The following is a 25,689-nucleotide window of genomic DNA, read 5'->3' as shown; positions in this document are numbered from 1 at the left end:
AACTTTAGCAGCCGCGACCACCTTGTGGGACTCCGCGACGCGGCGAAGGCGGCCAGCGGATGCGCGCCGCGGGCAGTCCCGGCCAACGTGCAAGTTCGCCTTGTCGCTGGGCGCGCATACGGGCTTGTGTCCCCCCGGCGGTGTGCGAAACTGCACGCTTTGTGCGGCCAAGCCCCGGGTGTTCCGGCGCACGCCGCCCTGGTCGAGGCTGTCATGACCCGTTTGGTCATCGTGGTGGAGAAGGTTGCGGACTGGGGCTCGTATTACCCGTCCGCCGACGTCATGGGCGCGATGGATTACCTGCGCCTGCCGGCGCTGCGTGACGATGAGCGCACCCACGTATTGAACCTGTGCCGCAGCTACAAGTACCTGGGTACGGGCTACTACGTCTCGTTGTTGGCCGAGGCGCGCGGGCACAAGGTGCTGCCCTCGGTGCGCACGGTGAACGACCTGCGGCGGCGCTCGCTGTATGGCGTGGACATAGGCGACCTCAACGCCAAGCTCACGAATTTCCTTCCCGCCGGCGGCCGGGACACCACCGATTTCGGCACCCTGGTGTATTTTGGCGAGACGGCCTATCCGGCCCTGCAGGACCTGGCGCGGCAGGTGTTCGAGTCTTTCCCCTGTCCGCTGCTGCGCATCGAGTTCGTGCGCGACCGGGTGTGGCAGGTGGCATCGATCAAGCCGGTCGGGCTGCACACCCTGGATGACGCGCAGGAAGACGCCTTTGCCGAGGGCCTGGATCGCTTCTCGAAGAAACTGTGGCGTAAGCCACGGGCACGCAAGCTGTACCGCTATGACCTGGCCATGTTGGTGGATCCGTCCGAGACTTTGCCGCCCTCCAACCGCAAGGCGCTGAAGGCGTTCGTCAGCGCCGGCCACCAGCTCGGCATCGAGGTCGATGCAGTCGGCAAGAACGATTACCAGCGTCTGGCCGAATACGACGGCCTGTTCATCCGCGAAACCACCGCTTCGGACAACCACACCTATCGCTTTGCGCATAGGGCGGAAAAAGAAAACATGGTGGTGATCGACGATCCCGGGTCGATCCTGCGCTGTACCAACAAGATCTTCCTCAAGGATTTGATGGAGTCGCACAAGCTCGCGGTGCCACGCACCGAGATCCTCTATCGCGACGATCCCAAGGGCACACACGAGGTGGTCGAAAAGCTGGGCCTGCCACTGGTGCTGAAGATCCCCGACGGATCCTTCTCCCGGGGCGTGGTGAAAGTGGAAAGCGACGAAGAGCTGGAGCGGGCCGCCGGTACCTTGTTTCAGCACAGCGCTTTGCTGCTGGCCCAAGAGTATCTGTACACCAAGTTCGATTGGCGCATCGGCATCCTGAACCGGCAACCGCTGTATGCGTGCAAGTACTTCATGTCGCGCGGGCATTGGCAGATTTACAACCACAGCGCCAAAGGCGCGGACATGACCGGCGGCTACGAGACCGTGTCGGTCAGCCAGGCGCCCGCTGCCGTGGTCAAGCTGGCGCTGAAGGCGACGGCGCTGATCGGCAACGGCCTGTACGGGGTCGACCTGAAACAGGTTGGCGACCGCCCGGTGGTGATTGAAGTCAACGACAACCCGTCGATCGATGCGGGCGTCGAGGACGGTTACCTCGGGGACAAGTTGTACCTGCAGATCATGCAGGAGTTTTTGCGCCGCATGGAGCGCAAGCGCCAGGGCCTGGGTGCCTGACGCGCACCGCGCGGGTGGGCGCCGCCTGGAACCAGCCCGGACGTGGCGTCAATTCCAGATGCGCGCATGCCTGGCGCGGCGCGGGCATCGGTGCCGGTCCAGCCACTGCGCCGGCAGGCCGGGCGCGATAAAGAACACGAGCAGTAGCGGGGTGAGGAGCAGCCAGAATGGCGCGCTCCAGCCCAGCAGGGCGCTGTGCATCGGCAGCAAGCCCGTTGCGAGGGACAGGCAGCCCGATCCCAGCCATAGGCCGAGTGGGCCGAGCAAATCACGCCGGTGGCGCGCCGCGGCGGTGCGCGATGGTCGTTGCATGGTCATGGCCTGCACTCCTCGGGTTTTGGCCCCAGCGTGCATCCTGCCGGTCGCAAGGATTGCGACAGCGCTGGCGGTCTGCGCCGCCATGATCTTGTAGACTGACCCGCTCTGCGTCCCTTTTGGCGTGGAGGCATTGGAGAACGTCGTGGTGTCAACCCGGTTTGCCGTGTTCGGCCACCCCATCGCGCACAGCCTGTCGCCGCGGATCCATCAGGCGTTTGCGCGCCAGTTTGGCATGCAGCTCAAGTTCGGCACTATTGATGCGACGCCGGAGACTTTCGAGGCTGCGGTCCGGCAGTTCTTTGCCGAGGGCGGTACCGGCGCGAACGTCACGGTGCCGCACAAGCATGCGGCCTACGCCCTGGCGGCCGAACGCGACGTGAGCGCCGCGCGGGTAGGCGCCGCCAATGTGCTCAGCCGCTTACCGGATGGCCGCCTGGCCGCCCACAACACCGATGGTGCATGCCTGGTACGGGATTTGCGCGAGCGTCATGGGCAAGCGCTGGAGGGCTGTACGGTGCTTTTGCTCGGCGCCGGCGGCGCGGCCTGGGGCGTCGCATTCAGCCTGCTCGATGCCGGCGTACGTTCGCTGACTATTGCCAATCGCACGGCGGCCACGGCTGAACGGTTGGTCCATGCGCTGGGGCACCCCGGGCGGGTGCAGGCCGTGCCATTGGCACGGCTGTCCGGAGCCGGGCACTTCGACCTGGTCATCAACGCCACCTCGGCAGGGCTGCTGGGCCATAGCCTGGATTTGCCGTTGGCACTCGGTGGGCCGGAGGTATTTTGCTATGACGTCTCCTATGCCAAGGCGGCCTTGCCGTTCCTGGCCTGGGCCCGTGCGGCCGGCGCAGGGCAGGCCGTCGATGGCTTGAGCATGCTGGTGGAGACGGCAGCCGACTCGTTTGCCATCTGGCATGGGCTGCATCCGGTCACCGAGCCCGTGTTCCAGCAACTGCGTGGGCACCTGGCCGCACCGGTGCACGAACCCAGTGCGCTGACGGCTTAGACTCAAGCTGCGGATTGGGCAGCGGCGAGATACTCGTCTTTCAACCGCACGTAATGGTCGGCGGAATAGCGCAACTGCTCGATCTGCCCAGCGCCGAGCTGGCGCACCCGGCGGGCCGGGCAACCCAGCCACAGTTCGCCGCTGCCGACCCGCGTGCCGGCGGTGACCAGGCTGTTTGCGCCGATCATCGCGTAAGGCTCGAGGAACGCGCCATCCAGCACGGTGGCGTGCATGCCAACCAGGCAGTAGTCGCCGATGCAGCAGGCGTGGACCACGGCGGCGTGGCCGATGGTGGCCCCGATGCCGACCTTGCAGGGACTGCCGCCGGGCGTGTAGGGGCCGTCATGGGTGACGTGCAGCACCGCGCCATCCTGGATGTTGCTGCGCGCTCCAATCTGGATGTGCTGAACGTCGCCGCGCAGCACCGCAGCCGGCCAGATCGACACATCATCGCCCAGCACCACGTCGCCAATGACGCAGGCGGCAGGATCGACGTAGACCCGCGCGCCAAGGCTCGGGGTACGGTCACGGTAGGCGCGCAACGGGCTCATGGCGCCATGATAGCCGGCGCACCGGCGCCACACACCCGCCTGGCGTCGGTATTGACGCGGATCGCAGCAGGCTTGCCTTCCCCGCCGACAAACGCCATCTTCCCCATTTTGCGGAGCTGCGATGAACCAGGACAACCCCTTGCTCGAGTCTGCGCCGCTGCCGGCATTCCCGCGCATCCGGCCCGAGCACGTCATGCCGGCGATCGAGGTGATCCTTGCCGACTTCCGCCAGGCGACTGCAGCGATGCTGGCCCCGGACGCACCACGCAGCTTTGCCAGCTTGCTGCTGGCCCAGCAGCGGCTTGAGCAGCGCCTGGCGAATGCCTGGGCACCGGTGAGCCATCTGCATGCGGTCGCCGACAGCGCCGCGTGGCGCGAGGTCTATGCGCCGGCTGAGGCGCTGCTTGCCGAGCACGCCGTGGAGCTGGGACAGAACCGCGGGTTGTACGCGGCAGTGCAAGGCCTGGCCGCGGCCGCGGACTTTGCGGACTTGCCGCGGCCGGAGCGGGCGTTGGTGGAACACACGCTGCGCGACTTCCGGCTCTCCGGGGTGTCGCTGGAGGAACCGGCGCGCTCGCGCTTTGCCGACATCGAGGTGGAGTTGTCGCGCCTGTCCACGGAATTCTCCAATGCCGTGCTGGATGCCACCGAGGCCTGGCGCGAGCACATCGATGACGCGCGCGACCTCGCTGGCATCCCTGCATCAAGCCGCGAGATATTGCGCCAGTATGCCCGTGAGCAGGATCTGGACGGCTATCTGGTGACCTTGAAGCAGCCGAGCGTGCACGCCGTGCTGACCCACGCCGACGCGCGCGGCCTGCGCGAACGCGTGTACTGGGCGTACCAGACCCGGGCTTCGGACCAAGGGCCGAACGCCGGTAGCTTCGACAACAGCGCGCGCATCGAGAAGATCATGGCCTTGCGCCACGAATCGGCGCGGCTGCTCGGCTTCGCCAATGCGGCCGAGGAGTCCCTGGCCACCAAGATGGCGACCTCGCCGGCCGAGGTGCTGGAATTCCTGCATGACCTGGCTGCGCGGGCGCTGCCTGTGGCACGCCGGGAGTTGGCCGCGCTGCGCGATTTCGCCCAGGCCGAACTCGGACTGGACAACCTCGAGCCCTGGGACGTCGCGTATGCGGCGGAAAAGCTGCGGCAACGCCGCTACGCCCTGGACGAGGAGCAGTTGCGGGCCTACTTCCCGCTGCCGGCGGTGCTGGAGGGCTTGTTCGCGTTGGTCGGCAAGCTGTACGGAATACGCGTCGCCACGCGTGACGGCATCGAGGCCTGGCACCCCGACGTACGTTACGTCGAGCTGCTGGACGCCAATGGCCAGGCATTTGCCGGCACCTATCTCGACTTGTATGCGCGCAACGGCAAGCGCGGCGGGGCGTGGATGGATGTGTGCCGCGCGCGTTTCGCCGACGGCCCGCAACGGCAATTGCCGGTGGCGTTCGTGACCTGCAATTTTGCGCCGCCAACGGCCGGCGCGGCAGCGCTGCTCAGCCATGACGAGGTACAGACCCTGTTCCACGAGTTCGGCCATGCCCTGCACCACCTCTTGACCGGGATCGACCTGCCGGCGATTGGCGGCATCGACGGACTGGAGTGGGATGCGGTCGAACTGCCCAGCCAGTTCATGGAAAACTTCACCTGGAATCGGCAGGCCCTCGACTTGTTCGCCCGCCATCACCAGACCGGCGAACCGCTGCCGGAGGAGCTGTTCCAGCGCCTGCTGGCAACGCGGTACTTCCACGCCGGATTGTTCCTGGTGCGCCAGCTTGAGTTCGCGCTGTTCGATTTCCGCCTGCACCTCGAATACGACCCGCAGCGCGGCGCGCGTGTGCTGGAAGTCCTGGAAGCGGTACGCAACGAGGTCGCGGTGCTGCACCCGCCGGCCTGGCAACGCTTTCCGCACGGCTTCAGCCACATTTTTGCCGGCGGCTACGCAGCCGGTTACTACAGCTACCTGTGGGCCGAACTGCTCAGTGCTGACGTGTTTGCCGCCTTTGCGGAGCACGGCGTGATCGACCGCGCCAGCGGCGAGCGCTTCCGCCGCGAGGTGCTGGCAGTTGGCGCGAGCCGGCCGGCGCTGGAGAGCTTTGTCGCCTTTCGCGGCCGCGAGCCTGAACCCGAGGCCCTGTTGCGGAGTTATGGGCTGACTTGAGGCGGCACGCCGGCCGCTCTTGTCGCACAATGGGCCGGGCCCGCAGCTGGCAACGACGCCATGGATCGATACGAGCGCATCCTCAGTCTGCACCGCTTGTTGAAGGCGGCACGTTACCCGGTGCCGCTGCCCCAGTTGCTGAGTGAACTCGGGTGTTCCCGGGCCACCTTGTACCGCGACGTGGCCTTCCTCAGGGACGCCCTGGGTGCACCGATCGAGAGCGCTGGTACCGAGCAGGCGGCGTTCCGCTACGCGCTTGGCGAGGGCGAGCGCTTCGAGCTGCCCGGCCTGTGGCTGACTTCGGACGAGCTGGCGGCGCTGCTGGCGCTGAACGAGCTGATCAGTCGTTCCGGCCCGGGCGTGCTGGCCGGAGCCCTGGCCCCGTTCCGCTCGCGCATCGAGAACCTGCTCGCCGACCAGGGCAGCGGCAAGGCCTTGCCGATCGAGCGCATCCGCGTCATTCCCTGGGGCGAGCGCCGGCTCGACCAACAGGTATTCCGCATCGTCGCCGGCGCGGTGCTCGAACGGCATCGCCTGCGTTTCAGCTACCGGGCGCGTACGACCAATGCGGACAGCCAGCGCCAGGTTTCCCCGCAGCGCCTGACGCATTATCGGGACAACTGGTATCTGGACGCCTGGGACCACGATCGCGAGGCATTGCGCAGCTTCGCCGTCGATCGCATTGTCGATCCGCACACCGTCGAGCAGGCCTGCAGGGACGTGCCCGAGGCCGACCTGGACCAGTTGCTGGCCTCCGCGTACGGCATTTTTTCCGGCCTGCCCAAGGCGTGGGCCACGATCCGCTTCTCGGCGCACGCCGCGCGTTGGGTCGCCGACGAGCGCTGGCATGCGCAGCAAAAGGGCAGTTGGCTGGCCGATGGGCGCTACGAGCTGCAGGTCCCCTACGCCAAATCCAAGGAGCTGCTGATGGACGTGCTCAAGTACGGCGCCGATGCCGAAGTCGTCGCGCCGTTGCCTTTGCGCGAGGAGATGAAGATCCTGCTGCAGCTTGCCCTGGGCAGTTACCAGCACGGTTGATCGCCCCGTGCTTACGGATGGAACGGCCAGAATATCGGGATCAGCCACATCGACAAGGCGCAGAAGATCGCGATCAGCGGGATGCCGACCTTCATGAAATCGGTGAAGCGATAGCCACCGGCGTAATACACCATGGTATTGGTCGGGTAGCCCACTGGCGTGGCAAAAGACGTGGCAGCGGCAAACGCCACGGCCACCACGAACGGCCGCGGGTCGACGTCCATGGCATGTCCGATGGACACGGCGATGCCGACCATCAACACCACCGAGGGATTGTGGCCCATGAGCTCAGTCAGCAGCGCGGTGAGCAGGTATACGACCAGGAGGGCGGCCAGCGGTCCATGGCCGCCCACCAAAACCATGGCTTCGCGCACCAGCACCGCGGACAGACCGGTCTTCTCAATCGCGATGCCGAGCGGCAGGATCGCCCCGAGCAGAACGATGATCTTCCAGTCCATGGCCTCGTATACGTCTTTACGGCCAAAACAGCCGGTAAGCGCCATGACGATCGCGCCGCAGATCGCAGCCATCGGTATCGGCAACCAATGCAGGCCCGAGACAATGACCACGGCCGCCATGATGCTGGCGGCCAGCCACGCCTTGCGCGACATGCGGCGCACGTCCTCACGTTCGCTGAGTACGATGAAGGCATCGTCCTTGCGTAGTTCGGGCATGGCGCTTTCGTCTTCCACCAGGATCAGCAGGACGTCGCCGACCGCGAGCTCGATCTCGCTGATCTTGTCGCGCAGGACCTGTCCGCGCCGGTGCACGGCCAACACCGTGCTGCGATAACGCCAGTCCAGGCCGATGTCGGAAATCCGCTGTCCATCGAGCGGACTGGCGGGCGCCACCATCACCTCGGCAATCAGGCGTCGGTGCTGGTCGTCGGCTTCGGTATAGCGTCGCTCGGGCGCGTTGCGCAGCTTCGCGCGACGGCGGAATTCCTCGATCTTGTCCCAGTCGCCGCGCACCAGCAGCACGTCGCCCTCTTTCAGTTCCTGCTCGCGGGGCGTCCACATGCGCTGGTCCCCACGCAGCAGCTCCAGCGGGTAAACCCCGTAGAGCTCGCCGAGCCTGGCTTCGGCGATCCGGGTACCGAGAAGTGGCGAGCCGCCCACCACCTCGAGTTCGGTCACGTATTTGCCGGCGTCGGTGCTTTGCGGCAAGTCGGCGGGAATGGCCTTGGGCAGCAGGTGCCGGCCGACGAGCATGAGATAGGCGATGCCCACCACCGCCAGCAGCGCGCCCATGCGGGTGAACTCGAACATGCCGATCGCCGCCAGACCGTTCTGCTGAGCCAGCGAGTCGGTGAGCAGGTTCGATGAGGTGCCGATCAGCGTGCACACGCCGCCCATTTGCGCGGCATAGGCCATCGGCATCAGCACGCCGGCCGGAGAGGTGCCGGTACGTTGGCACACCCGCAAGGCCAGCGGGAGAAAGGTGGCAACCAGGGCGATGTTCTTGACGAAGGCACCGAGTGGGGCGATCGCCAGCATCATGGCCAGGGTCAGCAGCCACGGTTTGCGGATGCGCATCAACAAGCGGGTCAACGGATCGAGCACGCCGGAGCGCTCGATCCCCAGGCTCAGCGCAAACATCGCCGCCACCGTCACCGTGGCTTCGTTGCTGAACCCGGAGAGCGCATCGACCGGTGTGACGATGCCCAGCACCACCAGGGTGCCCAGCACCACCAGTGCGACCAGGTCGATACGCATCCTCTCGCTGGCGAACAAGGCCATGGCGCCGACCACCACCGCCACGGTGGCCCAGGCCTGCCAGGTCACGGCCGGCTCCCCGCGGCACGATGTTGAAACGGCATGCTGGGGTGCGGAAAGGCAAGCATCCGCCACATGATAATGGGCTTGCGCCACAACGGCGCGTGAGGCACTGTGTGGATGATCGAACCTCCGCTGCGGTCTAGGCGCGTCATGGCCAAGACTGCAAGATCAAGGTCAGCCTTCAGGCGATGGCCATGCAATCGTCGCTCACCACCTCGCCCCAGTCCGGAGGCAAACCCACCGTTGCCCTCGCACTGGGCTCGGGCGGCGCCAAGGGGCTGGCACACATCGGCGTCATCGAGGAGCTCGAACGCCAGGGTTTCGAGATCGTCGCCATTGCCGGCAGCTCGATGGGTGCGCTGGTGGGCGGCATCTACGCCATGGGCAAGCTGCCTGTGTACCGAAACTGGGTGTGCGACCTGGCGCGCTTCGACGTGCTGCGCCTGGCCGACTGGACCTTGAGCGGCGGCGGCTTCATCAAGGGCGAGCGCATCATGAATACGTTGCGTCACCTTACCGGCGACGTGCGCATCGAGGCCTTGCCCATGGCCTACACCGCGGTGGCGACCAACCTGGACCGGGGCCGCGAGGTCTGGCTGACGCAGGGTTCGCTGTTCGATGCCATTCGTGCCTCCACCGCGTTGCCAACGGTGTTCCGGCCGTACCTGCTCAATGGCGAGCGCCTGGTGGACGGGGCCTTGCTGAATCCGGTGCCGGTGACGCCACTGATCCGCGCTGGCGCGGACTACCTGGTGGCCGTCGCCCTGGATGGCGTGGCCAGTGGTGGTTCGCCCGATGAGCCGGCCGGCGAATCGCTGCCCGAAGAGCCGCGCAGCTATCGCGAACGCCTGGCACGCTGGGCCGGGCAGTTCGTGCCGCATGGCGGCGCGCATGTCCCCGCGCATGGCACGTTTGAGCTGCTCAACCAGTCGATCGACTTGATGCAAGCCCACTTGTCGCGCCTGCGTCTGGCCGTGTACGAGCCCGACCTGCTGATCCAGCTGCCGCGTGACATGGCGAACGTGTATGAGTTCTACCGCGCGAGGGAACTGATCGAGCGCGGGCGGGAGCAGGCACGTGCGGCCTTGGCGGCCTGGCCGGCAGCGCCGACACGGGACGCGGACGAAGCCTAGGCTTTGCCGGCAGGTCGGAACTCAGCGGGCATGGTGAGTGTGCACCCAGCGTTCCAGGTAGGCTTTCAACGCCACGGCGTTGTTGTGCTCCTCATCGCGGGCGCCAAACAACAAGACCACCTTCTCCTTCCGCGAGCGCTCAGCCAGCGGCTGCCAGTGCTCGACTTGCTGGTCGAGCTCGGCGGCATAGCGCCGTTGAAACTCGTCCCATAGCGCCGGATCGTGGCCGAACCACTTGCGCAGCTCGTTGGACGGGGCGAGGTCCTTGGCCCAGAGGTCGTAGGCCACATCCGTCTTCTTCAAGCCGCGCGGCCATAAACGATCCAGCAGCACGCGATAGCCGTCCGTATCCGCGGCGGCCGAATAAACCCGCTTGACCACGATAGTCATGCGCCTGACTCCTTGCGCGAAGGCCTGCAGCATACGTCGCATGTGCGCGCTTCGCCACCACCGCGCGTTGCCTGTTTTGGCCGTCTATAATTCCTCGACTTGGGTGATCTTGGCACGGCGCATCAGCCAGGCCACGCCGCGCAGGTCGGCCAGGCCGACCCACAGCCGATCCAGCATCCCGTATTTGGACACGCCCGCGATGCGTGGGCGGTGTCCGACCGGAACGCTCAGGCAGGCGAAGCCGGCACGCTTGACCAGGGCCGGCAGGTAACGATGCATGTGATCGAAATAGGGCAGGCGCAGGAAGGTTTCGCGCTCGAACAGCTTGAGTCCGCAGCCGGTATCCGGAGTCGCGTCGCGCAGCATGCGCGAACGCACTGCATTGGCGATGCGCGAGGAGATGCGCTTGTTGAAGCTGTCGCGGCGTGTAGTGCGCCAGCCGGCGAAGAGCCGTACGTCCACAGCCGCGGCGGCGCGCGCGGTCAGCAGCTTGGCAATGTCGTCTGGATCGTTCTGGCCGTCGCCGTCCAAGGTCGCAATCCAGGGCGCGGCCGCTGCCCGCACGCCATTCCACACCGCCGTGCTTTGTCCGCTGCGGGTGAGGTGGTGTAACACGCGCAGCTCGGGATACACCGCGCGCTGGGCCTCGAGCACGGCGCGGCTGTCGTCGCTGGAATCGTCGTCGATGTAGATGACCTCGAAGCTGACGCGGCCGCGCAGCGCGCTGGCAATCTCAGCCAGCAGTGGCGGAATGTTGTCGCGTTCGTTGAATACGGGGACGATGACCGAGAGTTCCAGCATGGGACGACCCTAGTAAGGAGGCGGGCTTGGCCGGCGCGGCGCGCATGGCGTGCTCCGCCGGCCGATGACGGACAGCGCGGGGACTCGCCACCAGGCATTATCGCCTGCGCGGGCGTGGTGCGCGGCAAGGATGCTTGGCGTGGCGTGACGCGCCGAAGATCAGCGGATGCGTCCCAGGATGCCTTCCAGCTCGTCGCTGCTGTGGTAGTGGATCACCAGTTTGCCCTGGCCGCCGCGGCCTTGGGCCAGTTCCACGCGGGTGGCCAGCCGTTCGCCGAGTTCGCGTTCCAGGCTGGCGATGTTTGGATCGCGCCGGGGCTTGTGCTTGCCGCCCTCGTGCTTGCCGTCGGGGGCGCGCCGTGCGGCCTCTTCCAGTTGGCGCACGCTCCAGCCCTTGGCGACCGCGATCCGGGCCAGGGTTTCGGCCGTGGCGGTGGGCAAGGTCAGCAGGCAGCGGGCGTGGCCCATGTCCAGCGCGCCGGTGTCCAGCAAGCGCTTGATCGAGTCTGGCAGGTCGGTGAGCCGCAGCAGGTTGGACACGGCCGCCCGTGAGCGGCCCACGGCATCGGCCGCCTGCTGGTGGGTGAGGCCAAAGTCGTCGATCAGGCGCTGCAATGCGTCGGCTTCCTCCAGCGGGGTGAGATCCTCGCGCTGGATGTTCTCGATCAGTGCCATCGCCGGCACGGCGGATTCGGCGACCTGTTTCACCAGCGCCGGCAGTTCCTGTAGTTGGGCGCGCTGCGCGGCCCGCCAGCGGCGCTCACCAGCGATGAGTTCGTAGCGGTTGTTGCCCAGCATGCGCACGACGACCGGCTGGATCAGGCCCTGGGCCTTGATCGAAGCCGCCAGCTGGTCCAGCGCCGCCTCGTCCCAGTGCCGGCGCGGTTGGTACTTGCCTGGTTCGATGTGCTGGATCGGCAGCAGGCGCAGCTCGCCCTCAGGCTCGGCGCGGCCGGTGGCGGCGTCGCCGTCACCGCCCAGCAAGGCATCGAGCCCGCGTCCCAGTCCCCGTTTTTTTGCAGCGGCCATGCTCAGTCCAGGTGGTTGGGGGTCGGAGTCGCCAGCGGGTGCTCTCCGCGTGTCGATGGAGGTAGTGAGCCAGTGTCCGGGGTGGCGGCGTGCAGTTGGCGCTCGCGGCGGATCAATTCGCCGGCCAGCCCGATATAGGCGATCGCGCCGCGCGAACTGCGGTCATAAAGGTGGATGGGCTGGCCATGGCTCGGCGCCTCGGCCAGGCGCACATTGCGCGGAATGACCGAGCGCAACACCTTGTCGCCGAAATGCTGGGTCAGCTGGGCGGAGACCTCGTTGCCGAGGTTGTTGCGGACGTCGTACATGGTGCGCAGCAGTCCTTCGATTTGCAGGTGGGGATTCAGGCGTCGGCGCACGGCCTTGATCGTCTCCAGCAGGCTGGACAACCCTTCCAGCGCGAAATATTCGCATTGCACCGGAATCAATACGCCATGCGCGGCAGTCAAGGCGTTCAAGGTGAGCAGGTTGAGCGAAGGGGGGCAATCGATCAGGATCAGATCGTAGCGGTCGGCGATTGGCGCCAGCTGGTCCTTCAACCGATGCTCGCGGGCCAGCGCGTCCATCAATTTGAGTTCGGCCGCGGTGAGGTCGGAGCCGCCCGGCAGCAAGTCGAAGTGTGCCGCCGTGGTCACGATGGCTGCGCCGATCGGTGCTTCCTCCAGCAGTACGGCGCAGCCATTGACCGCGACTTCCCGCTTGTCCACGCCGGAGGCCATCGTCGCGTTGCCCTGCGGGTCGAGGTCCACCAGCAGTACGGCGCGCCGGGCCGCGGCCAGGGCCGCAGCCAGGTTGACCGCGGTGGTGGTCTTGCCGACGCCGCCTTTTTGATTGGCGACAGCGATGATGCGGGCCATGGATGAATCGCTAGGCTGCAGGTAAGAACACTAGATTAGCATCGCCGTATGCGGTACTCGGGGCGGGGCACGTGCCAGCACCAGCAGGTGACGTTCGGCGTCCAGCCCAGGAACGCTCAGCGTGTGTGCCGCACGCAGGGTGAAGCCGGGAGGCAGGGCCGCGAGCTCGGTCTCCGGCCTTTGCCCCTTCAGCGCCAGCCAGATGCCGTCGGCGGCCAGCAGGTGTCCGGCTGCGGTCAGCATGTCACCCAGGCTGGAGAGGGCACGCGAGGTGATGCAGTCGAATTGGCCGCCCAGGTTCTCCATGCGTTCCTGCACCGCCCTGACGCTGTCGAGTTTGAGCGCGCGGATCGCTTCGCGCAGGAAGCGGACCTTCTTGCCGTTGGCATCCACCAGCGAGACATGGAGCTCCGGCATGGCAATGGCGATCGGTATGCCCGGCAGTCCAGCCCCGGTGCCGAGGTCGGCGAGCCTCGGGCCACGGACATAGGGCAACACGGCGAGGGAGTCGAGCAGGTGGCGCACGACCATCTGCTGCGGATCGCGCACGGCAGTCAGGTTGTAGGCGTGGTTCCATCGGGCCAGCAAGGCCCGATACTCCAGCAGGCGCTGGACGACGTCCTCGCCCAGCGACAGGCCGAGGCCGTCGATGCCGGCACGCAGCATGCGTTCCAGGGGATCGGGATTCATGTGTTGCTCCAAGCCTCGTCGCCTACGCTCATGGTTACCTTAGCGTCACGTTCGGCGCGGGTACATCGATGCGGATACAAAAGAAGACCCGCCGAAGCGGGCCGCATCCTCATGCTGGGATGACCAGAAGCATTCCCCTTGGCGCGACGCTCTGCGGCGCCTGGCGCAAGCGTGGGAAAGTTCAGGCCGCCGTCGCCAGCTCCACGCGGGTGACCATCATCCCGCGCTGGCGCAGCTCGTGATTGAGTTGCTGCTTGACCCGGCCGTCCAGTACGCGGCCCATGCGGCCACGCCTATCCTCGTCCAAGGTCTCGTTGCGCAGCACCGCCAAGACGCTGCTGCGGATGAGCTGCTCGGCCTCGGCCATGACCGGGTCGGCGCGCTCGGGCTCCAGCACCTGCCAGTACACCGTGCCGTGCAGCGGCTGGCCACCTGCAGCGGCATCCTCAAAATGCAGCGTCTGACCCCCAAGATCGATGCGGTTGGCCACCCGGTCAAGGCCGGGAACGACCCAATGCAGGCCAGGCTGCAGCAGCCGGGGCGGCTGCTTGCCCCGGTGCACGCTATACACATGTCCCGCAGGAACGTATTTCAGGGCCGCTGCGATGGCGGCCAGGATCCCGGTGAGCATGCTGAGCGTGAGTATGGTCATGATATCGATCAACGAGTTGTCGAAACCCAATGCATCCAGCTCGAGGTGTGGTACGCAAGTAATTTGTAACACAACGGGTTAATGTGGACTTAACGAAATTTCACAACAACGTCCAGAGGCACGAACAAGCGTATTACCGAGGTCAGATCAGCACATCGGCAGCGTCACGCGTCGCTCGAGCGCCCGGCCGCCGAACTGCCCCTCAATGAGGTATGCACGTTCCATGCCGGGAGGAAGGATGGCGCAGGGCACCCGGCAGAGCGTCAGCCAGGGCGCGAGAGCGTCATTGTCTGCGGGTGGAGGGCGGTACGGGTGACCGCCAGCGGCGCATAGCGACACGCCTGCCACTCCGGGAGTGGACATGCTGCACTCAGTGCAGCCAGTGGCCTGCGCGGTGCCGCGGCGGCCCGGCCGCCTGGACCTGCTCCTGCCTGGCATCGGCGTCCGGGGTCAGGGTGCGGATCTCGTCCTCGGTGACTGGTTTGGCTTCCCAGTAGTGATTGACCGCCATCAACACGTCGGGCACCTGCGCCAGGCATTCGTCGTATTCATCCTCGCCGAGCTTTTCAAACTGGACCTCGGCCCGCAGGATGCCCTCGTCCACGGCCAGCGCCATGACCGGTCCCAGCAGTTCCATGAGGTGCGGATCCTGGTTCAACCGTACTTCCCACAATCCGGCGCGCAGGTCGATGCCGCGACTGAAGCCCTCGCACCAGCCGGCGGCGGAGACGGTGGAACCAGTGTCCAGGGCCACCTCGCCGACGATGGGCCTGTAGGCGTCGACATCGAGCTCGGCGCTGATGGAATCGTTGAGCTTGGCCAACAGCGCCAGCACGCGGTTGCCCTCCTGCTCATTGGCGAATGGTTCGTGCAGCACTTCGGGCAGCCATTCGTCAGGCAACACCGGCAACGGTCCCACGGCCAAGGCGCTGAGCAAACCATGCACGCCATCCAGCAGCAGGGCACCCTGCGCGGAGTGGTTGCGCAGGTAACGGTCAAGCTCCTGCAGTTCGGTTTCGTCCAGCGAACTGGGCCATTCGGTCTTGGCGGTCATCTCGGGTCAGCTGTCGGAGCGAGTTCCAAAGTCACGGGCGCGTGGTCGGACGGCCGCTCCCAGCGGCGTGGTTCGCGGTCAATGGCAGCGCTGCTGATCATTGATTTAAGTGCGTCGCCCACGAGGATCAAGTCGATACGCAAACCCATATTGCGGCGAAAAGCGCCCTGCCGGTAGTCCCACCAGCTGTAATACCCGGTCCCCGGTTCCAGCACCCGGAAGCTGTCATGCAAGCCAAGGTCGGTGATGGCCTTGAGCGCGGCCCGCTCGGGCGGCGAGCACAGGATGGCCTCGCCCCACGCTGCCGGATCGTAAACGTCGCGGTCGTCCGGGCAGATATTGAAATCCCCGAGTACCACCAGGTTGGGGTGGCGCGCCAACTCGTTGGCCAGGAAGGCCCGTACCGCGGCCAGCCATTCCAGCTTGTAGGCGTACTTGGCATCGCCAACGGCTTTGCCATTGACCACGTACAAATTCACCACGCGCAGCGGTCGCGATGCGTCCAGTGCCGAGGCGGGGAGCGTGGCAGCCAGGATGCGGCGCTGTGGATCGTCCAGGCCCGGGATGTCGGTGACCACGTCGACCAGGTTGCTGGCGCTGGCTTGCCGCGCCAGCAGGGCGACACCGTTGTAGCTGCGTTGGCCGGAGAACACGGCCTGGTAACCTGCCGCGGCGAGCTCGGTGGCCGGGAACTTCGCATCCTCCAGCTTGGTTTCCTGCAGCGCAACGAGGTCCGGTTGCGTCGCATCGAGCCATTGCAATAGCTGCCCCAGGCGCACGTTCAGCGAGTTGACGTTCCATGAAGCGATCTTCATGGATGCATTGTAGGTGATGTGCCGGCTCCGTCCGGCGCACGTCGCCGGGCGTCTCCACGCATCGGTCGTGGCCGTGCGGGCCGGGACATCGGCGTTTCTGGTGTATGCTGCGCCGGCACGACTGCCGGGAGACCAGCAGGTTGCTGCATGGTATTGCGGCCTACGCTGCTTCTGCAGCCGGCGGCAAATCGTCCAAACGTTTCAAAGGTAGGTTACATGTCGGATCGTCAAAGCGGTACAGTCAAGTGGTTCAACGACGCCAAGGGATTTGGGTTCATCACCCCGGAAAGCGGTGATGACCTGTTCGTGCATTTTCGCGCGATCCAGGGCACCGGGTTCAAGTCGTTGCAGGAAGGCCAGCACGTCACTTTCATCGTGACCAAGGGCCAAAAAGGCCTGCAGGCAGAAGAAGTCCAGGTGGCCTGAGGTTTGCGTGGACTTGGGTTTGCAGCCCATACCGGAAAGGCCCGCTTCGGCGGGCCTTTCCTTTTTTGGGTGCGCCCGGCAGGGCGCACCTGCTTGGAGGTGAAAGTCCTCTACCCACCCGGCAAGGGGAAGGGTTAGCGGAAGGCAAGGGCGTTGCGGGTGACCGGACGTCTGAAGGAAGCCGGAAGCAAAACGCTGGCCTGACGAACAGGAAGCGGATACGAGGCGACACGTTGGGGTGAGGCAGCCCAAAAGGCCAAAGCCCGGTACTTGCACGGACGACGTGGCGTAAATCCGACAGGCAAAAGCGGGAAGGCAGGTGTGTCATACCCGGGGAGATCTCGCCTTGTGGGTGAAAGCCCGACGGTGTGAACCGGAGCGAGAAGTCAGCAGAGGCCATAGTAGGCGCGATATGACCGAAGGGCCGAACATGAGAGACCGCGATTAGGACGGTTGAACCTCGATGATCGACGAGAAGGCAGAAGCCCGGGAAGCCGGGGCCAAGGGCCGAGAGGCGGGACAGTATCCCGTGGGCAGGCCGTGTGGTGCCGAGTCGATCACGGCGGCAGCCGGGCAAACGAAAGCGGAGGTGTCACGGCTGATGGAAGCCGTGATCGAGCGCAGCAACGTGTGGTCGGCGTATCAGAAAGTGGTCCGCAACGGTGGCGCACCGGGGGTCGATGGCCTGACGGTGGGATCGTTCAAGGACTGGTTGACGATGCATTGGCCCAGCGTGAGAGCGGCCTTGTTGGCAGGACAGTATCTGCCATCGGCGGTGCGCGCGGTGGACATACCCAAGCCCTCGGGCGGGGTACGGACACTGGGATCGCGAACTGGAGAAGCGCGGACATGCGTTCTGTCGCTATGCGGACGATTGCAACATCTATGTTCGTAGTGAAGCGGCAGGGCAACGCGTGATGGCCGCCATGCAGGTGTTCCTGGAAGAACGCCTGAAGTTGCAAGTCAATGCAACGAAGAGTGCATGTGCAAGGCCGTGGAAGCGCACGTTTCTGGGCTACACCCTGACCCACGCCGCTGGTCGAATCAGGCTCAAGGTCGCACTACCAAGTGTGGTCCGTCTGACCGGCCGCGTGCGTGAGCTGTTACGTCAGGGACGCGGGCGCAGCCTGACTCGGACTCTCGAAACACTGAATCCGGTGCTTCGTGGATGGGTTGGCTACTTCCAGCTCAGCGAGAGCAAGACGGTGTGGAAGGAACTCGACGGATGGTTGCGGCGTCGGCTACGTTGCCTGTTGTGGCGACAAGCCAAGACGCGTCAGCGGCGCACCGCGATGCTGCGCCAACGAGGGCTGCCGGAGGCGCGGGCCTGGCACTCCGGCCACAACGGGCAAGGCCCGTGGTGGAACAGCGGTGCCAGCCACATGAATCAAGCGTTTCCGAAAGCCTTCTTCGACCGGCTGCAACTGGTATCGCTACTCGACACCAGCCGGTATCTTCAGTGTCACTCGTGAACCGCCGTATGCGGAACCGCACGTACGGTGGTGTGGGAGGGGGCCGGAGGATTCCGGCTCCCTACCCGATCACATGGCCGTGTGGTGATTGTCATCGAGCGCATTGCACCGCACTACCGTTCATTGCGAGTTCAACGCCTGTTATTAATGTGTGCGTTTGTTCGATGCAGGTTCGAGGACGTTCGCAATGAAAAGAAGTTTGCTTGTCGCCGCCTTGCTGGTCGCCAGCGCGAGTCTTGCAGCCCAGGCGCAAGACGCCCCCACCGCAGCCCAAAATGGCGGCTGGACCGGATCCGGCGAGTTCGGCTTTGCCTCGACCACCGGCAATACCCGCTCGCAGAATGTCGATGCAAAGCTCGGCCTCAACCAGGAAAACGACCGTTGGAAGAATGTGTTCTTCCTGGATGCGCTGCGTTCCAAGTCGCAGCAGAAGATCATTGATGCCTCGGGGGCCACGGTGACGCAGTTCAACACCACGGCGAACCGTTACGACGGTGGGGCGTCGGTAGGTCTGAAACTCGATCCGCGCAGCTACATCGTGGGCGCTGCCCGTTACGAGCACGATGAATTCGGCGCCAACCTCTGGCAGGGCGTGGTATCGCTGGGCTACGGCTATATCGCGTTGAAGACGGCGCGCACCGAGTTGTCCTTCGAAGCCGGCCCCGGTTACAAGCGTTACCAGCCGGCCGAGGTCAACACCCTGGTGGATGGCGTGGTGGTGCGCCAGCACCAGCCCACGGTCAACGAGGCGGTTGGCCGCGGCCTGGTCAGCTATCGCTACCGGCTCACCGAAAACACCGCGTTTGAAGACAAGCTGCTGATGGAAGTCGGCTCTGAAGACAAGTATGTGCAGAATGACGCCGGCTTGTCGGTGACCATGACCAGCAAGTTGGCATTGAAGGTCGCGCTGCAGATACGCCACCACAGCAATGTCCTGCCTGGCATCAAGCGTACCGACACCTTGACCACGACCAACCTCGTTTACAACTTCTAGCGGGCCTCGCCCGCCGCGCTGTTGGCTCAAGAACCGAGCCAGGCGCCGCCGCCCTGCGCCAGGAGCCGCTCGGCCACCCGCTGGCCGAGCGCGTCGGTCTGGCTGGCATCCATGCTGGCCTCGGCGCGCAGGATACGGCCGCTGTCCGGGTCGCCGAGCAGGCCCTGCAACCGCAGGGTGTCGCCGCTGCGGGTACACCACGCCCCAATCGGGATGCTGCAACTGCCGCCAAGCGCGCGGTTCATGGCCCGCTCGGCTGCGACCGTGATCCGCGTGTCTGGATCGTCAAGCGCCGCCAGCCGGGCGACGACTTCGGTATTGGCCTGGCAAGCTTCGATGGCAATCGCGGCCTGGCCAGGTGCCGGCAGCCAGGCCGGGGCCACCAGGCGTGAACGTATGCGTCCGTCGGCCAGGCCCAGGCGCTGCAGTCCGGCGCAAGCCAGCACGATGGCATCGTAAGTGCCGGCGTCGAGCTTGGCCAGGCGGGTGCCGACGTTGCCGCGTAGATCCAGCACCTCCACGTCCGGTCGCAGGCTGCGTAGTTGGGCGCGCCGGCGCAGCGAGGAGGTACCCACGCGCGCGCCGGCAGGCAGCTCGGCGAGAGTCTCGAAGTGGTTGCTGACGAAGGCGTCGGCGGCGTCCGCGCGGGTCAGGATGGCCGCCAGCGTGAAATCCGTATCCAGCTGTGCGGGGACGTCCTTGAGTGAATGGACGGCAAGGTCGGCCCGCCCCTCCAGCATGGCCAGCTCCAGTTCCTTGAGGAACAACCCCTTGCCGCCCAGCGACGCCAGCGAACGGTCCTGCACCTCGTCGCCGCGGGTGGTCATCGGCACCAGCTCCACGCCAAGCCCCGGATAGCTTTGGCGCAGGAGGCCGGCGACGTGATCCGCCTGCCACAGGGCAAGCGCGCTTTTGCGCGTGGCAATGCGCAAGGTCGACGGGTTCATGCGGCGCTCCTTGGTGATCGGCAACCCCTTATTGTCGCGTAGTTGCGCGGCCGGCGTATGCCGGCAGGTACCGGCGCCGGTCACGCCGTCAGCTTGGGTGCTGCCTCCGCCTCCGCATGATGGTCCTGGGCCAGCAACATGTAGAACGCCGGCACCACGAACAAGGTGAACAGCGTGCCGATGGCCAGGCCGGTGGAGATCACCAGGCCCATGTTGAAGCGGCCCGCGGCGCCAGCGCCGGCGGCGATCACCAGCGGCATGACGCCGAGCACCATGGCTGCCGTAGTCATCAGCACCGGTCGCAGCCGCACCGCCGCGCCATGCTCGATCGCCTCGCGCTTGGACATGCCGGCGCGCTGCGAGTCGTTGGCGAACTGCACGATCAGGATGCCGTGCTTGCTGATCAGGCCCATCAAGGTGACGAGGCCAACCTCGGTGTAGATGTTGAGGCTGGTAAAGAGGTTGACGAAGATCAGCGCGCCAAACAAGGCCAGCGGCACCGAGACGAGGATGACGATCGGGTCGCGCAGGCTGTTGAACTGCGCCGCCAGGGCGAGGAACACGATGATGACCGCGAACAGCAGCGTGACGCCAAAGCCGCCGGACTCGTGCATGAACTGGCGTGACTGGCCGGCATAATCGACGTTGTAGCCGCTGGGCGCGACCTCGTGCACCAGGTTGCGCAGATAGGCCAAGGCGTCCCCCTGGGACATGCCCGAGACGCCGGAAATCGTGGCCGAATTCAGCTGCTGGAAGCGGTTCAGCGACTGCGGCACCACCTGGTGGGTGATCTTGGCCACGGTACCGGCCTGGACGAGGGCGCCGCCCGGCACACGCAGGTAGTAGTCGAGCACCTGGTCCGCATTCAGCCGGTCGACCTGAAGCACCTGTGGGATGACCCGGTAGGAGCGCCCGGAGATCGAGAAGTAGTTGACGTAGCCGCCGCCCAGGGCCGCACCCAGCGAGGTGCCGACGTCGGCCTGGGTCATGCCCAGCGAGGCGATCAGGTCGTGGTCCAAGGCGACCGTGGCTTGCGGCTTGTCGATCTTCAGGTCCGAGTCGATGAAGTAGAACTGGCCGCTCGCCTGGGCCTTGTCCAGCACTTCGCTTGCTACTTCGTTGAGGTTGGCGAACGGCTCGGTCGTGGTGATCACCACCTGGATCGGCAGGCCTTGCGCGCCGGGCAGTGGCGGGAACTGGAATGCGGCCACGCGGGCGCCGGCAATGCCGTTCCACTTCTGCTGCAGCACCTGCTGCAGTTCGTGGGCGCTGCGATGGCGCTGGTCCCAGGGCTTCAACACCACCCCGCCAATGCCCTGGTTGACCGTCGGCACGCCGGTGATCTGGAACATCTGCTCGTATTCCGGCAATTCCCGGGCCAGGTTGAACATCTGCGTGGAGTACACGTTCATCTGTTGCGAGGTCGCGTTTGGCGCGCCGACGATCTGTCCCACCACCACGCCCTGATCCTCCTCTGGCGCCAGCTCCGATTGCGCGGTAAGGCCCAGGGCGATCGTGGCCAGCAGCAACAGTCCGGCCATGACGATCACCACCGGCCAGGTCATCAGTACGCTGTGCAGCAGGCGCTGGTAGCCGTGATGCACGCGCTCGAACTGGCGGTCGATGAATTGCACGAAGCGGCTACTTTCCTGCTCGGCGCGGAAGAATTTGGCCGTCAGCATGGGCGACAGGGTCAACGCGACAATCGAGGACACCGCGACCGCCCCGGCCAGGGTGAAAGCGAATTCGGTGAACAGGGCTCCGGTGAGACCCTTCTGGAAACCAATTGGCACGTAGACCGCGATCAGCACGATGGTCATGGCGATGATCGGCCCGCCGAGTTCACGCGCCGCCAGCAGCGCCGCCTGCAGCGGTGGCCTGCCCTCCTCCTTCATGTGCCGGTCGACGTTCTCCACCACGATGATTGCGTCGTCCACCACCAGCCCGATCGCGAGCACCAGTGCCAGCAGGGTCAGTAGATTGATCGAGTAGCCGAGCACCAGCATGACGAAGAACGCACCGATCAGTGCGAGCGGCATGGCGATCACCGGGATGATCACCGCGCGCAGGCTGCCGAGGAACAGGAAGATGACGATGGTGACGATCAGCAGCGCCTCGACCAGGGTCTTGACCACTTCCCTGATCGAGCTGTTGACGAAGTCGGTGCCGTCGTAAACGATGGTCCCGGTCAAGCCGCTCGGCAATTGCTGCTGGATTTCCGGGAACGCATCACGCACGCGCTTGGCCACGTCCAGCACGTTCGCATCCGGCGCCACCTTGATGCCGACGAACACCGAGCGCTTGCCGCTGAAGGCGACGTTGAAGTCGTAGTTTTCCGAGCCCAGGGTGACCGTGGCCACGTCCTGCAGGCGGACGATGGCACCGTCGACCTCGCGGATCGCGAGCTGCTTGAACTCATCGACGGTGTGCAGGCTGCTGTCGGTGGTGAGGTCCACGGTCACCGCCTGGCCCTTGCTCGAACCCACCGCGGCCAGATAGTTGTTTGCCGCCAGCGCGGCGTTGACGTCGCTGGCGGTCACCCCGTGGGCGGCCATCTTGGCCGGATCCAGCCAGGCGCGCAGGGCAAACTGGCGCGCACCCAGCAGTTCCGCGGTCTGCACTCCCTCAAGCGCGTCGAGCTTGGGTTTGACCACGCGCGCCAGGTAGTCGGTGATGTTGTTGGTCGGCAGCACGTCGCTGTAGAAGCCGATGTACATGGCGTCGACGGTTTCGCCGGTCTGTACGTTCAGCACCGGCTGCTGCGCCTGCGGCGGCAGCTGGTTCTTCACCGAGTTGACCTGGGTGGTGATCTCCGTCAGGGCGCGGTTGGCGTCATAGTTCAGGCGCAGCGTCGCGGTGATCGTGGAGATGCCGGACACGCTGCTGGAGGACAGGTAATCGATGCCCTGCGCCTGCGAGATGGCCTGCTCCAGCGGCTGGGTGATGAACCCAGCCATGGTCTGCGCGTCAGCACCATAGTAGGCGGTGCTGACGGTGACCGTGGCGCTCTGGGTCTGCGGATACTGGCGCACGCTGAGGCTGGTGATGGCACGCACGCCCAGCACCAGGATCAGCGCGCTGACGACGATCGCCAGCACCGGCTTGTTGATGAACAGGTCGGTGAACTTCATCTTTGCGACTCACTGTTCCTGCGGCGAGGGCTGCGCGCTGTTGGCTGGCTGCACGCTGTTGTCGACGACGATTGGCGCCCCGTTCTTCAGTTTGATCTGGCCGCTGGTCACCACTACGGTGCCGGACTCGAGGCCCTTGACGATGGCGACCTGGTCGCCGCGGGTGTCACCGAGGGTGACGAAGGCCTGTTGCACGGTGGCCGGCAATGGCCTGCCTTGCGCGTCTTTGCCCTTGGACGGCTGCACCACGTAGACCGTGTCGCCGTAGGGGTTGTAGACGATGGCGGCCTGCGGCAGGGTCAGCCGCGGCTCTTGCTCGCCGACGTCCACGCTGAGCTTGGCGAACATGCCCGGGGTCAGGGCTTGGTCATGGTTGGGCACCCGCGCTTCGACCTGCACATTGCGGCTGTCGGGATCCACCCGGGAATTGATGGCGCTGACCTGGCCGTCAAACGTGCGCCCGGCGTAGGCATCCAGCGCGAGGTGCACGCGCTGGCCGACGTGCAGCCGACCCAGCTCGCGTTGCGGCAGGTTGAAGTCGACGAACAAGGGATCGAGCTGCTGCAGCGTGGCCACGACGGTACCCGCGCTCAGGTAGTCGCCCGGGCTCAGCGTGATGATGCCGGCCCGCCCGGCAAATGGGGCGCGCAACTGCTTCTTGGCCAGCAGCGCCTGTTGTTGCGCCACGGCGGCCCGCTTGGCCTTGAGATCCGCCGCGGCGGTGTCGTAGTCGGCCTGGCTGATGGCCTGGGCGGCCAGCTGCTGGCGCGCACGGTCGAACGTGAGCTTGGCAAGCTGGGCGGCGGCCTCGAGCTGATGCAATGCGGCAACCTCGTCGCCGTCGCGCAATTGCAGCAGCAACTGGCCCTTTTTCACGTCCTGGCCGGATTTCAGGCTGATCGTGTCGACGACGCCGGCGGCGTCCATGGCCAGGTCGGCGCCGTTGGCGGCGCGCAGCGAGCCCACGGCCCGCAGCGCCGGCTGCCAGCCTTGTGCGCTGACCGTGGCGGTGCTCACCGTGGCCGGCGTCGGCTTGGGCATGTTGTGCAGCATGCGCATCACCAGCAGCACCTTGATGCCGGCGATCAGCGCGATCAACAGCAGCACGCCGACGACCATCCACAACATGCGTTTCCTGATACTGGGTTTGTGTTCAGCGCGCGTGGACATGCGCGGTACTCCTGTGTTTGGTGCGGATGGTCGGATGGGCAGTCGGGGGAGCGGGAGGACCCTAGGGTTGCTGGTTGGCCACGTCGGCAGCGGCCTGCCAACCGCCGCCGAGCGCCGTGTACAGCGCGGCGGTATCGGCCAGGCGTGCCGTGCGTGCCCGGATGAGTGCCAGACGTGCCTGCTGATGGCTGCGTTCGGCCTGCAGCAGCTCGAGGTAGCCGGTGGCGCCGAGCTTGAATTGGCTGCGGGTCAAGGCGAGTTGTTGCGCAGCGGAGTCCTCGGCCACCGTCTGCGCCGCCACGCCTTGCGCGTCGAACTCGAGGGCCTGCAGCGCGTCGGCGACGTTCTGGAAGGCCACCAGCACGGTTTGTTGCCAGTCCGCAGCGGCCTGGTCCAATCCGGCTTGCGCCGCGCGCTTGCGATGCAGCAGCTCGCCGCCATGGAACAACGGCTGGGTCAGGCCGAGCCCCAGCGACCACGAGCGCGTACCGGCGGCGAACAGAGCGCTGGCGCGCAACGCCTGCGAGCCACCGCTGGCCGAGAGTGTGATCTGCGGCAGCATGGCCGCGGTGGCCACGCCGAGCTGTGCCGTGGCCGCATGCAATTGCGCCGAGGCGGCGCGGATGTCCGGGCGCTGTTCGACCAGGCGTGAGGGCAGGCTGACGGGAATGTCCGCCGGCAGCTTGACCTCGCCCAACTCGAGCGGAACCAACTGCAGTTGCGCCGGTGTGGTGCCGAGGTAGGTCGCCAGCTGGTTGCGGGTGGCGGCCAGTTGGGCGCGCAGCGGCGGCAGGCTGGCCTCGGTTGCGGCCAACTGGGTGCGTACCGCGAGCGTGTCGGACAACGACTTGGTGCCGATCCGCTGTTGCCGCTCGGCGATCTGCAGGCTCTGGCGCTGCGCCGCGACGATGTCCTCGGTCGCCCGTACCTGTTCGCGCAGCGATGCTTCCTGCAGCGAGGCAGTGACCACGTTCGCCGCCAGCGTCAGGTAGGTGGCATCGGTCCGTGCGCGCTGCACGTCGGCCAGGGCCTCCTGGCTCTCGATAGCACGCCGCGTGCCGCCAAACAGGTCCAGGCCATAGCTGACGTTGACTGAGGCGTTGTACACGGTCAGTGGCGGGAACTTGAAGGCGCCGCCAAACGCCGCCGCCGACTGCTTTTGCCGGGTGACCCCGGCGCCGGCGTCGATTGCGGGCCATAGCGTGCCGCCGGCGGCGTGGGCGTTTTCCAATGCCTGGCGCAACGCGGCATCGGCCGAGGCAATGCTCGGGCTGTGGGCCAGGGCGCGGTCGACGCGACGGATCAGCTGGGGGCTGTCGAATTGCGTCCACCACCGGCTCGGTACGTCGTGCCCTTGCTGGAAGCGCTGCGCGTCGCTGGCACCGTCGCCACTGGCGACCGTTGCCGCCGGCAGCGCCTGCGCCGTATAGCGGGCGACATCGGGCGCTGGCAGGCGGCGGTAGTCCGGGCCGACCGCACAACCGGTGAGCGCCAGCAGAAGTGCGCTGCAGCAGCTGGCGGCAGAGCGTCGTTGGAGCAGGTTGATATGCAAGAGACAGCCCTGGGCGAAATTAT

24 protein-coding genes are annotated in these 25,689 nt (G+C 66.0%); 9 read left to right on the top strand and 15 right to left on the bottom strand.

The window, feature by feature from the left end; genetic code table 11:
• The first annotated feature begins 213 nt into the window (after positions 1 to 213).
• Positions 214 to 1,698 carry a RimK family ATP-grasp domain-containing protein gene (locus AC3WJB_RS03035; protein WP_492678581.1) on the top strand — a complete coding sequence of 495 codons (1,485 nt, stop codon included), beginning with the start codon at positions 214 to 216 and terminating at the stop codon, positions 1,696 to 1,698.
• A 48-nt stretch (positions 1,699 to 1,746) separates the two neighbouring features.
• Here the strand turns inward: AC3WJB_RS03035 and AC3WJB_RS03030 are convergent, their stop codons facing one another.
• The gene (locus AC3WJB_RS03030) at positions 1,747 to 2,016 is read right to left on the bottom strand and encodes a hypothetical protein (RefSeq protein ID WP_492678579.1); all 270 of its coding nucleotides are present in this window, start codon (positions 2,014 to 2,016) and stop codon (positions 1,747 to 1,749) included.
• Positions 2,017 to 2,158: 142 nt separating this feature from the next.
• Here AC3WJB_RS03030 and aroE point away from each other — a divergent pair, with 142 nt between their 5' ends.
• Positions 2,159 to 3,022: a shikimate dehydrogenase gene (aroE, locus tag AC3WJB_RS03025; RefSeq protein ID WP_492678577.1), complete on the top strand. Its 864-nt coding sequence runs from the start codon at positions 2,159 to 2,161 to the stop codon at positions 3,020 to 3,022.
• 2 nt (positions 3,023 to 3,024) lie between these two features.
• On the opposite strand, the gene AC3WJB_RS03020 is transcribed toward aroE, so the two are convergent.
• Positions 3,025 to 3,573 carry a gamma carbonic anhydrase family protein gene (locus AC3WJB_RS03020; protein WP_492678576.1) on the bottom strand — a complete coding sequence of 183 codons (549 nt, stop codon included), beginning with the start codon at positions 3,571 to 3,573 and terminating at the stop codon, positions 3,025 to 3,027.
• A 121-nt stretch (positions 3,574 to 3,694) separates the two neighbouring features.
• Here AC3WJB_RS03020 and AC3WJB_RS03015 point away from each other — a divergent pair, with 121 nt between their 5' ends.
• Positions 3,695 to 5,737 carry a M3 family metallopeptidase gene (locus AC3WJB_RS03015; protein WP_492678574.1) on the top strand — a complete coding sequence of 681 codons (2,043 nt, stop codon included), beginning with the start codon at positions 3,695 to 3,697 and terminating at the stop codon, positions 5,735 to 5,737.
• A 60-nt stretch (positions 5,738 to 5,797) separates the two neighbouring features.
• Positions 5,798 to 6,775 carry a helix-turn-helix transcriptional regulator gene (locus tag AC3WJB_RS03010; RefSeq protein ID WP_492678572.1) on the top strand — a complete coding sequence of 326 codons (978 nt, stop codon included), beginning with the start codon at positions 5,798 to 5,800 and terminating at the stop codon, positions 6,773 to 6,775.
• 11 nt (positions 6,776 to 6,786) lie between these two features.
• Here the strand turns inward: AC3WJB_RS03010 and AC3WJB_RS03005 are convergent, their stop codons facing one another.
• Positions 6,787 to 8,559: an SLC13 family permease gene (locus AC3WJB_RS03005; protein WP_492678570.1), complete on the bottom strand. Its 1,773-nt coding sequence runs from the start codon at positions 8,557 to 8,559 to the stop codon at positions 6,787 to 6,789.
• Between the two features lie 188 nt (positions 8,560 to 8,747).
• Between AC3WJB_RS03005 and AC3WJB_RS03000 the strand changes: the two genes are divergently transcribed.
• Positions 8,748 to 9,686: a patatin-like phospholipase family protein gene (locus tag AC3WJB_RS03000; protein ID WP_492678568.1), complete on the top strand. Its 939-nt coding sequence runs from the start codon at positions 8,748 to 8,750 to the stop codon at positions 9,684 to 9,686.
• A 21-nt stretch (positions 9,687 to 9,707) separates the two neighbouring features.
• On the opposite strand, the gene AC3WJB_RS02995 is transcribed toward AC3WJB_RS03000, so the two are convergent.
• From AC3WJB_RS02995 to xth, 8 genes are all read right to left on the bottom strand, one after another.
• Positions 9,708 to 10,076 (bottom strand): DUF488 domain-containing protein, encoded by a 369-nt coding sequence (locus tag AC3WJB_RS02995; RefSeq protein WP_492678566.1) that lies wholly within the window; start codon positions 10,074 to 10,076, stop codon positions 9,708 to 9,710.
• An 84-nt stretch (positions 10,077 to 10,160) separates the two neighbouring features.
• On the bottom strand, positions 10,161 to 10,877 hold the full coding sequence (locus AC3WJB_RS02990; protein WP_492678564.1) for a glycosyltransferase family 2 protein: 717 nt from the start codon (positions 10,875 to 10,877) through the stop codon (positions 10,161 to 10,163).
• Between the two features lie 159 nt (positions 10,878 to 11,036).
• Positions 11,037 to 11,906, bottom strand: a complete 870-nt coding sequence (locus AC3WJB_RS02985) for a ParB/RepB/Spo0J family partition protein (protein WP_492678562.1) — start codon at positions 11,904 to 11,906, stop codon at positions 11,037 to 11,039.
• A 2-nt stretch (positions 11,907 to 11,908) separates the two neighbouring features.
• Positions 11,909 to 12,763, bottom strand: a complete 855-nt coding sequence (locus tag AC3WJB_RS02980) for a ParA family protein (protein WP_492678560.1) — start codon at positions 12,761 to 12,763, stop codon at positions 11,909 to 11,911.
• 30 nt (positions 12,764 to 12,793) lie between these two features.
• Entirely contained in the window at positions 12,794 to 13,453 is a 660-nt protein-coding gene (gene rsmG, locus AC3WJB_RS02975) for a 16S rRNA (guanine(527)-N(7))-methyltransferase RsmG (protein ID WP_492678558.1), read from the bottom strand.
• Positions 13,454 to 13,634: 181 nt separating this feature from the next.
• On the bottom strand, positions 13,635 to 14,105 hold the full coding sequence (locus tag AC3WJB_RS02970; protein ID WP_492678556.1) for an SPFH domain-containing protein: 471 nt from the start codon (positions 14,103 to 14,105) through the stop codon (positions 13,635 to 13,637).
• A gap of 370 nt (positions 14,106 to 14,475) precedes the next feature.
• Positions 14,476 to 15,159 carry a YecA/YgfB family protein gene (locus AC3WJB_RS02965; RefSeq protein WP_492678554.1) on the bottom strand — a complete coding sequence of 228 codons (684 nt, stop codon included), beginning with the start codon at positions 15,157 to 15,159 and terminating at the stop codon, positions 14,476 to 14,478.
• On the bottom strand, positions 15,156 to 15,974 hold the full coding sequence (gene xth / locus AC3WJB_RS02960; protein ID WP_492678552.1) for an exodeoxyribonuclease III: 819 nt from the start codon (positions 15,972 to 15,974) through the stop codon (positions 15,156 to 15,158). Before xth ends, AC3WJB_RS02965 begins: the two co-directional genes overlap by 4 nt.
• Positions 15,975 to 16,190: 216 nt before the next feature.
• Here xth and AC3WJB_RS02955 point away from each other — a divergent pair, with 216 nt between their 5' ends.
• From AC3WJB_RS02955 to AC3WJB_RS02940, 4 genes are all read left to right on the top strand, one after another.
• Positions 16,191 to 16,400 (top strand): cold-shock protein, encoded by a 210-nt coding sequence (locus AC3WJB_RS02955; protein WP_492678550.1) that lies wholly within the window; start codon positions 16,191 to 16,193, stop codon positions 16,398 to 16,400.
• A 463-nt stretch (positions 16,401 to 16,863) separates the two neighbouring features.
• On the top strand, positions 16,864 to 17,295 hold the full coding sequence (locus tag AC3WJB_RS02950) for a hypothetical protein (RefSeq protein ID WP_492678548.1): 432 nt from the start codon (positions 16,864 to 16,866) through the stop codon (positions 17,293 to 17,295).
• The gene (locus AC3WJB_RS02945; RefSeq protein ID WP_492683048.1) at positions 17,234 to 17,872 is read left to right on the top strand and encodes a group II intron maturase-specific domain-containing protein; all 639 of its coding nucleotides are present in this window, start codon (positions 17,234 to 17,236) and stop codon (positions 17,870 to 17,872) included. The genes AC3WJB_RS02950 and AC3WJB_RS02945 overlap by 62 nt, the downstream gene beginning before the upstream one ends.
• 187 nt (positions 17,873 to 18,059) lie before the next feature.
• Complete coding sequence (locus AC3WJB_RS02940; protein WP_492678546.1) at positions 18,060 to 18,866, top strand: DUF481 domain-containing protein; 807 nt, start codon at positions 18,060 to 18,062, stop codon at positions 18,864 to 18,866.
• 26 nt (positions 18,867 to 18,892) lie between these two features.
• Here the strand turns inward: AC3WJB_RS02940 and hemC are convergent, their stop codons facing one another.
• The 4 genes from hemC to AC3WJB_RS02920 all read right to left on the bottom strand — a co-directional run bounded on the left by hemC (position 18,893) and on the right by AC3WJB_RS02920 (position 25,666).
• The gene (hemC, locus tag AC3WJB_RS02935) at positions 18,893 to 19,813 is read right to left on the bottom strand and encodes a hydroxymethylbilane synthase (RefSeq protein WP_492678544.1); all 921 of its coding nucleotides are present in this window, start codon (positions 19,811 to 19,813) and stop codon (positions 18,893 to 18,895) included.
• 80 nt (positions 19,814 to 19,893) lie between these two features.
• A complete protein-coding gene (locus tag AC3WJB_RS02930; protein WP_492678542.1) occupies positions 19,894 to 22,944 on the bottom strand; it encodes an efflux RND transporter permease subunit in 3,051 nt (1,016 codons plus the stop codon).
• Between the two features lie 9 nt (positions 22,945 to 22,953).
• Positions 22,954 to 24,114 (bottom strand): efflux RND transporter periplasmic adaptor subunit, encoded by a 1,161-nt coding sequence (locus tag AC3WJB_RS02925; protein WP_492678540.1) that lies wholly within the window; start codon positions 24,112 to 24,114, stop codon positions 22,954 to 22,956.
• Positions 24,115 to 24,175: 61 nt separating this feature from the next.
• Positions 24,176 to 25,666 (bottom strand): efflux transporter outer membrane subunit, encoded by a 1,491-nt coding sequence (locus AC3WJB_RS02920; protein ID WP_492678538.1) that lies wholly within the window; start codon positions 25,664 to 25,666, stop codon positions 24,176 to 24,178.
• Positions 25,667 to 25,689 lie beyond the last annotated feature (23 nt).

Source organism: Rhodanobacter sp. FW510-R10, from assembly GCF_058781105.1.
This window is presented reverse-complemented; position numbering and strand designations above follow the sequence as displayed.

Bases quoted from the DNA above. Each gene is read 5' to 3' on its own strand.
- AC3WJB_RS03035 (WP_492678581.1), top strand. From the start codon at position 214: ATGACCCGTTTGGTCATCGTGGTGGAGAAGGTTGCGGACTGGGGCTCG.
- rsmG (WP_492678558.1), bottom strand. From the start codon at position 13,453: ATGAATCCCGATCCCCTGGAACGCATGCTGCGTGCCGGCATCGACGGC.
- AC3WJB_RS02995 (WP_492678566.1), bottom strand. From the start codon at position 10,076: ATGACTATCGTGGTCAAGCGGGTTTATTCGGCCGCCGCGGATACGGAC.
- AC3WJB_RS03015 (WP_492678574.1), top strand. From the start codon at position 3,695: ATGAACCAGGACAACCCCTTGCTCGAGTCTGCGCCGCTGCCGGCATTC.
- AC3WJB_RS02980 (WP_492678560.1), bottom strand. From the start codon at position 12,763: ATGGCCCGCATCATCGCTGTCGCCAATCAAAAAGGCGGCGTCGGCAAG.
- AC3WJB_RS02925 (WP_492678540.1), bottom strand. From the start codon at position 24,114: ATGTCCACGCGCGCTGAACACAAACCCAGTATCAGGAAACGCATGTTG.
- AC3WJB_RS03010 (WP_492678572.1), top strand. From the start codon at position 5,798: ATGGATCGATACGAGCGCATCCTCAGTCTGCACCGCTTGTTGAAGGCG.
- AC3WJB_RS03000 (WP_492678568.1), top strand. From the start codon at position 8,748: ATGCAATCGTCGCTCACCACCTCGCCCCAGTCCGGAGGCAAACCCACC.
- AC3WJB_RS02930 (WP_492678542.1), bottom strand. From the start codon at position 22,944: ATGAAGTTCACCGACCTGTTCATCAACAAGCCGGTGCTGGCGATCGTC.
- hemC (WP_492678544.1), bottom strand. From the start codon at position 19,813: ATGAACCCGTCGACCTTGCGCATTGCCACGCGCAAAAGCGCGCTTGCC.
- AC3WJB_RS02940 (WP_492678546.1), top strand. From the start codon at position 18,060: ATGAAAAGAAGTTTGCTTGTCGCCGCCTTGCTGGTCGCCAGCGCGAGT.
- AC3WJB_RS02950 (WP_492678548.1), top strand. From the start codon at position 16,864: ATGATCGACGAGAAGGCAGAAGCCCGGGAAGCCGGGGCCAAGGGCCGA.
- AC3WJB_RS02955 (WP_492678550.1), top strand. From the start codon at position 16,191: ATGTCGGATCGTCAAAGCGGTACAGTCAAGTGGTTCAACGACGCCAAG.
- AC3WJB_RS02990 (WP_492678564.1), bottom strand. From the start codon at position 10,877: ATGCTGGAACTCTCGGTCATCGTCCCCGTATTCAACGAACGCGACAAC.
- AC3WJB_RS02970 (WP_492678556.1), bottom strand. From the start codon at position 14,105: ATGACCATACTCACGCTCAGCATGCTCACCGGGATCCTGGCCGCCATC.
- xth (WP_492678552.1), bottom strand. From the start codon at position 15,974: ATGAAGATCGCTTCATGGAACGTCAACTCGCTGAACGTGCGCCTGGGG.
- AC3WJB_RS03020 (WP_492678576.1), bottom strand. From the start codon at position 3,573: ATGAGCCCGTTGCGCGCCTACCGTGACCGTACCCCGAGCCTTGGCGCG.
- AC3WJB_RS02965 (WP_492678554.1), bottom strand. From the start codon at position 15,159: ATGACCGCCAAGACCGAATGGCCCAGTTCGCTGGACGAAACCGAACTG.
- AC3WJB_RS03030 (WP_492678579.1), bottom strand. From the start codon at position 2,016: ATGACCATGCAACGACCATCGCGCACCGCCGCGGCGCGCCACCGGCGT.
- AC3WJB_RS02985 (WP_492678562.1), bottom strand. From the start codon at position 11,906: ATGGCCGCTGCAAAAAAACGGGGACTGGGACGCGGGCTCGATGCCTTG.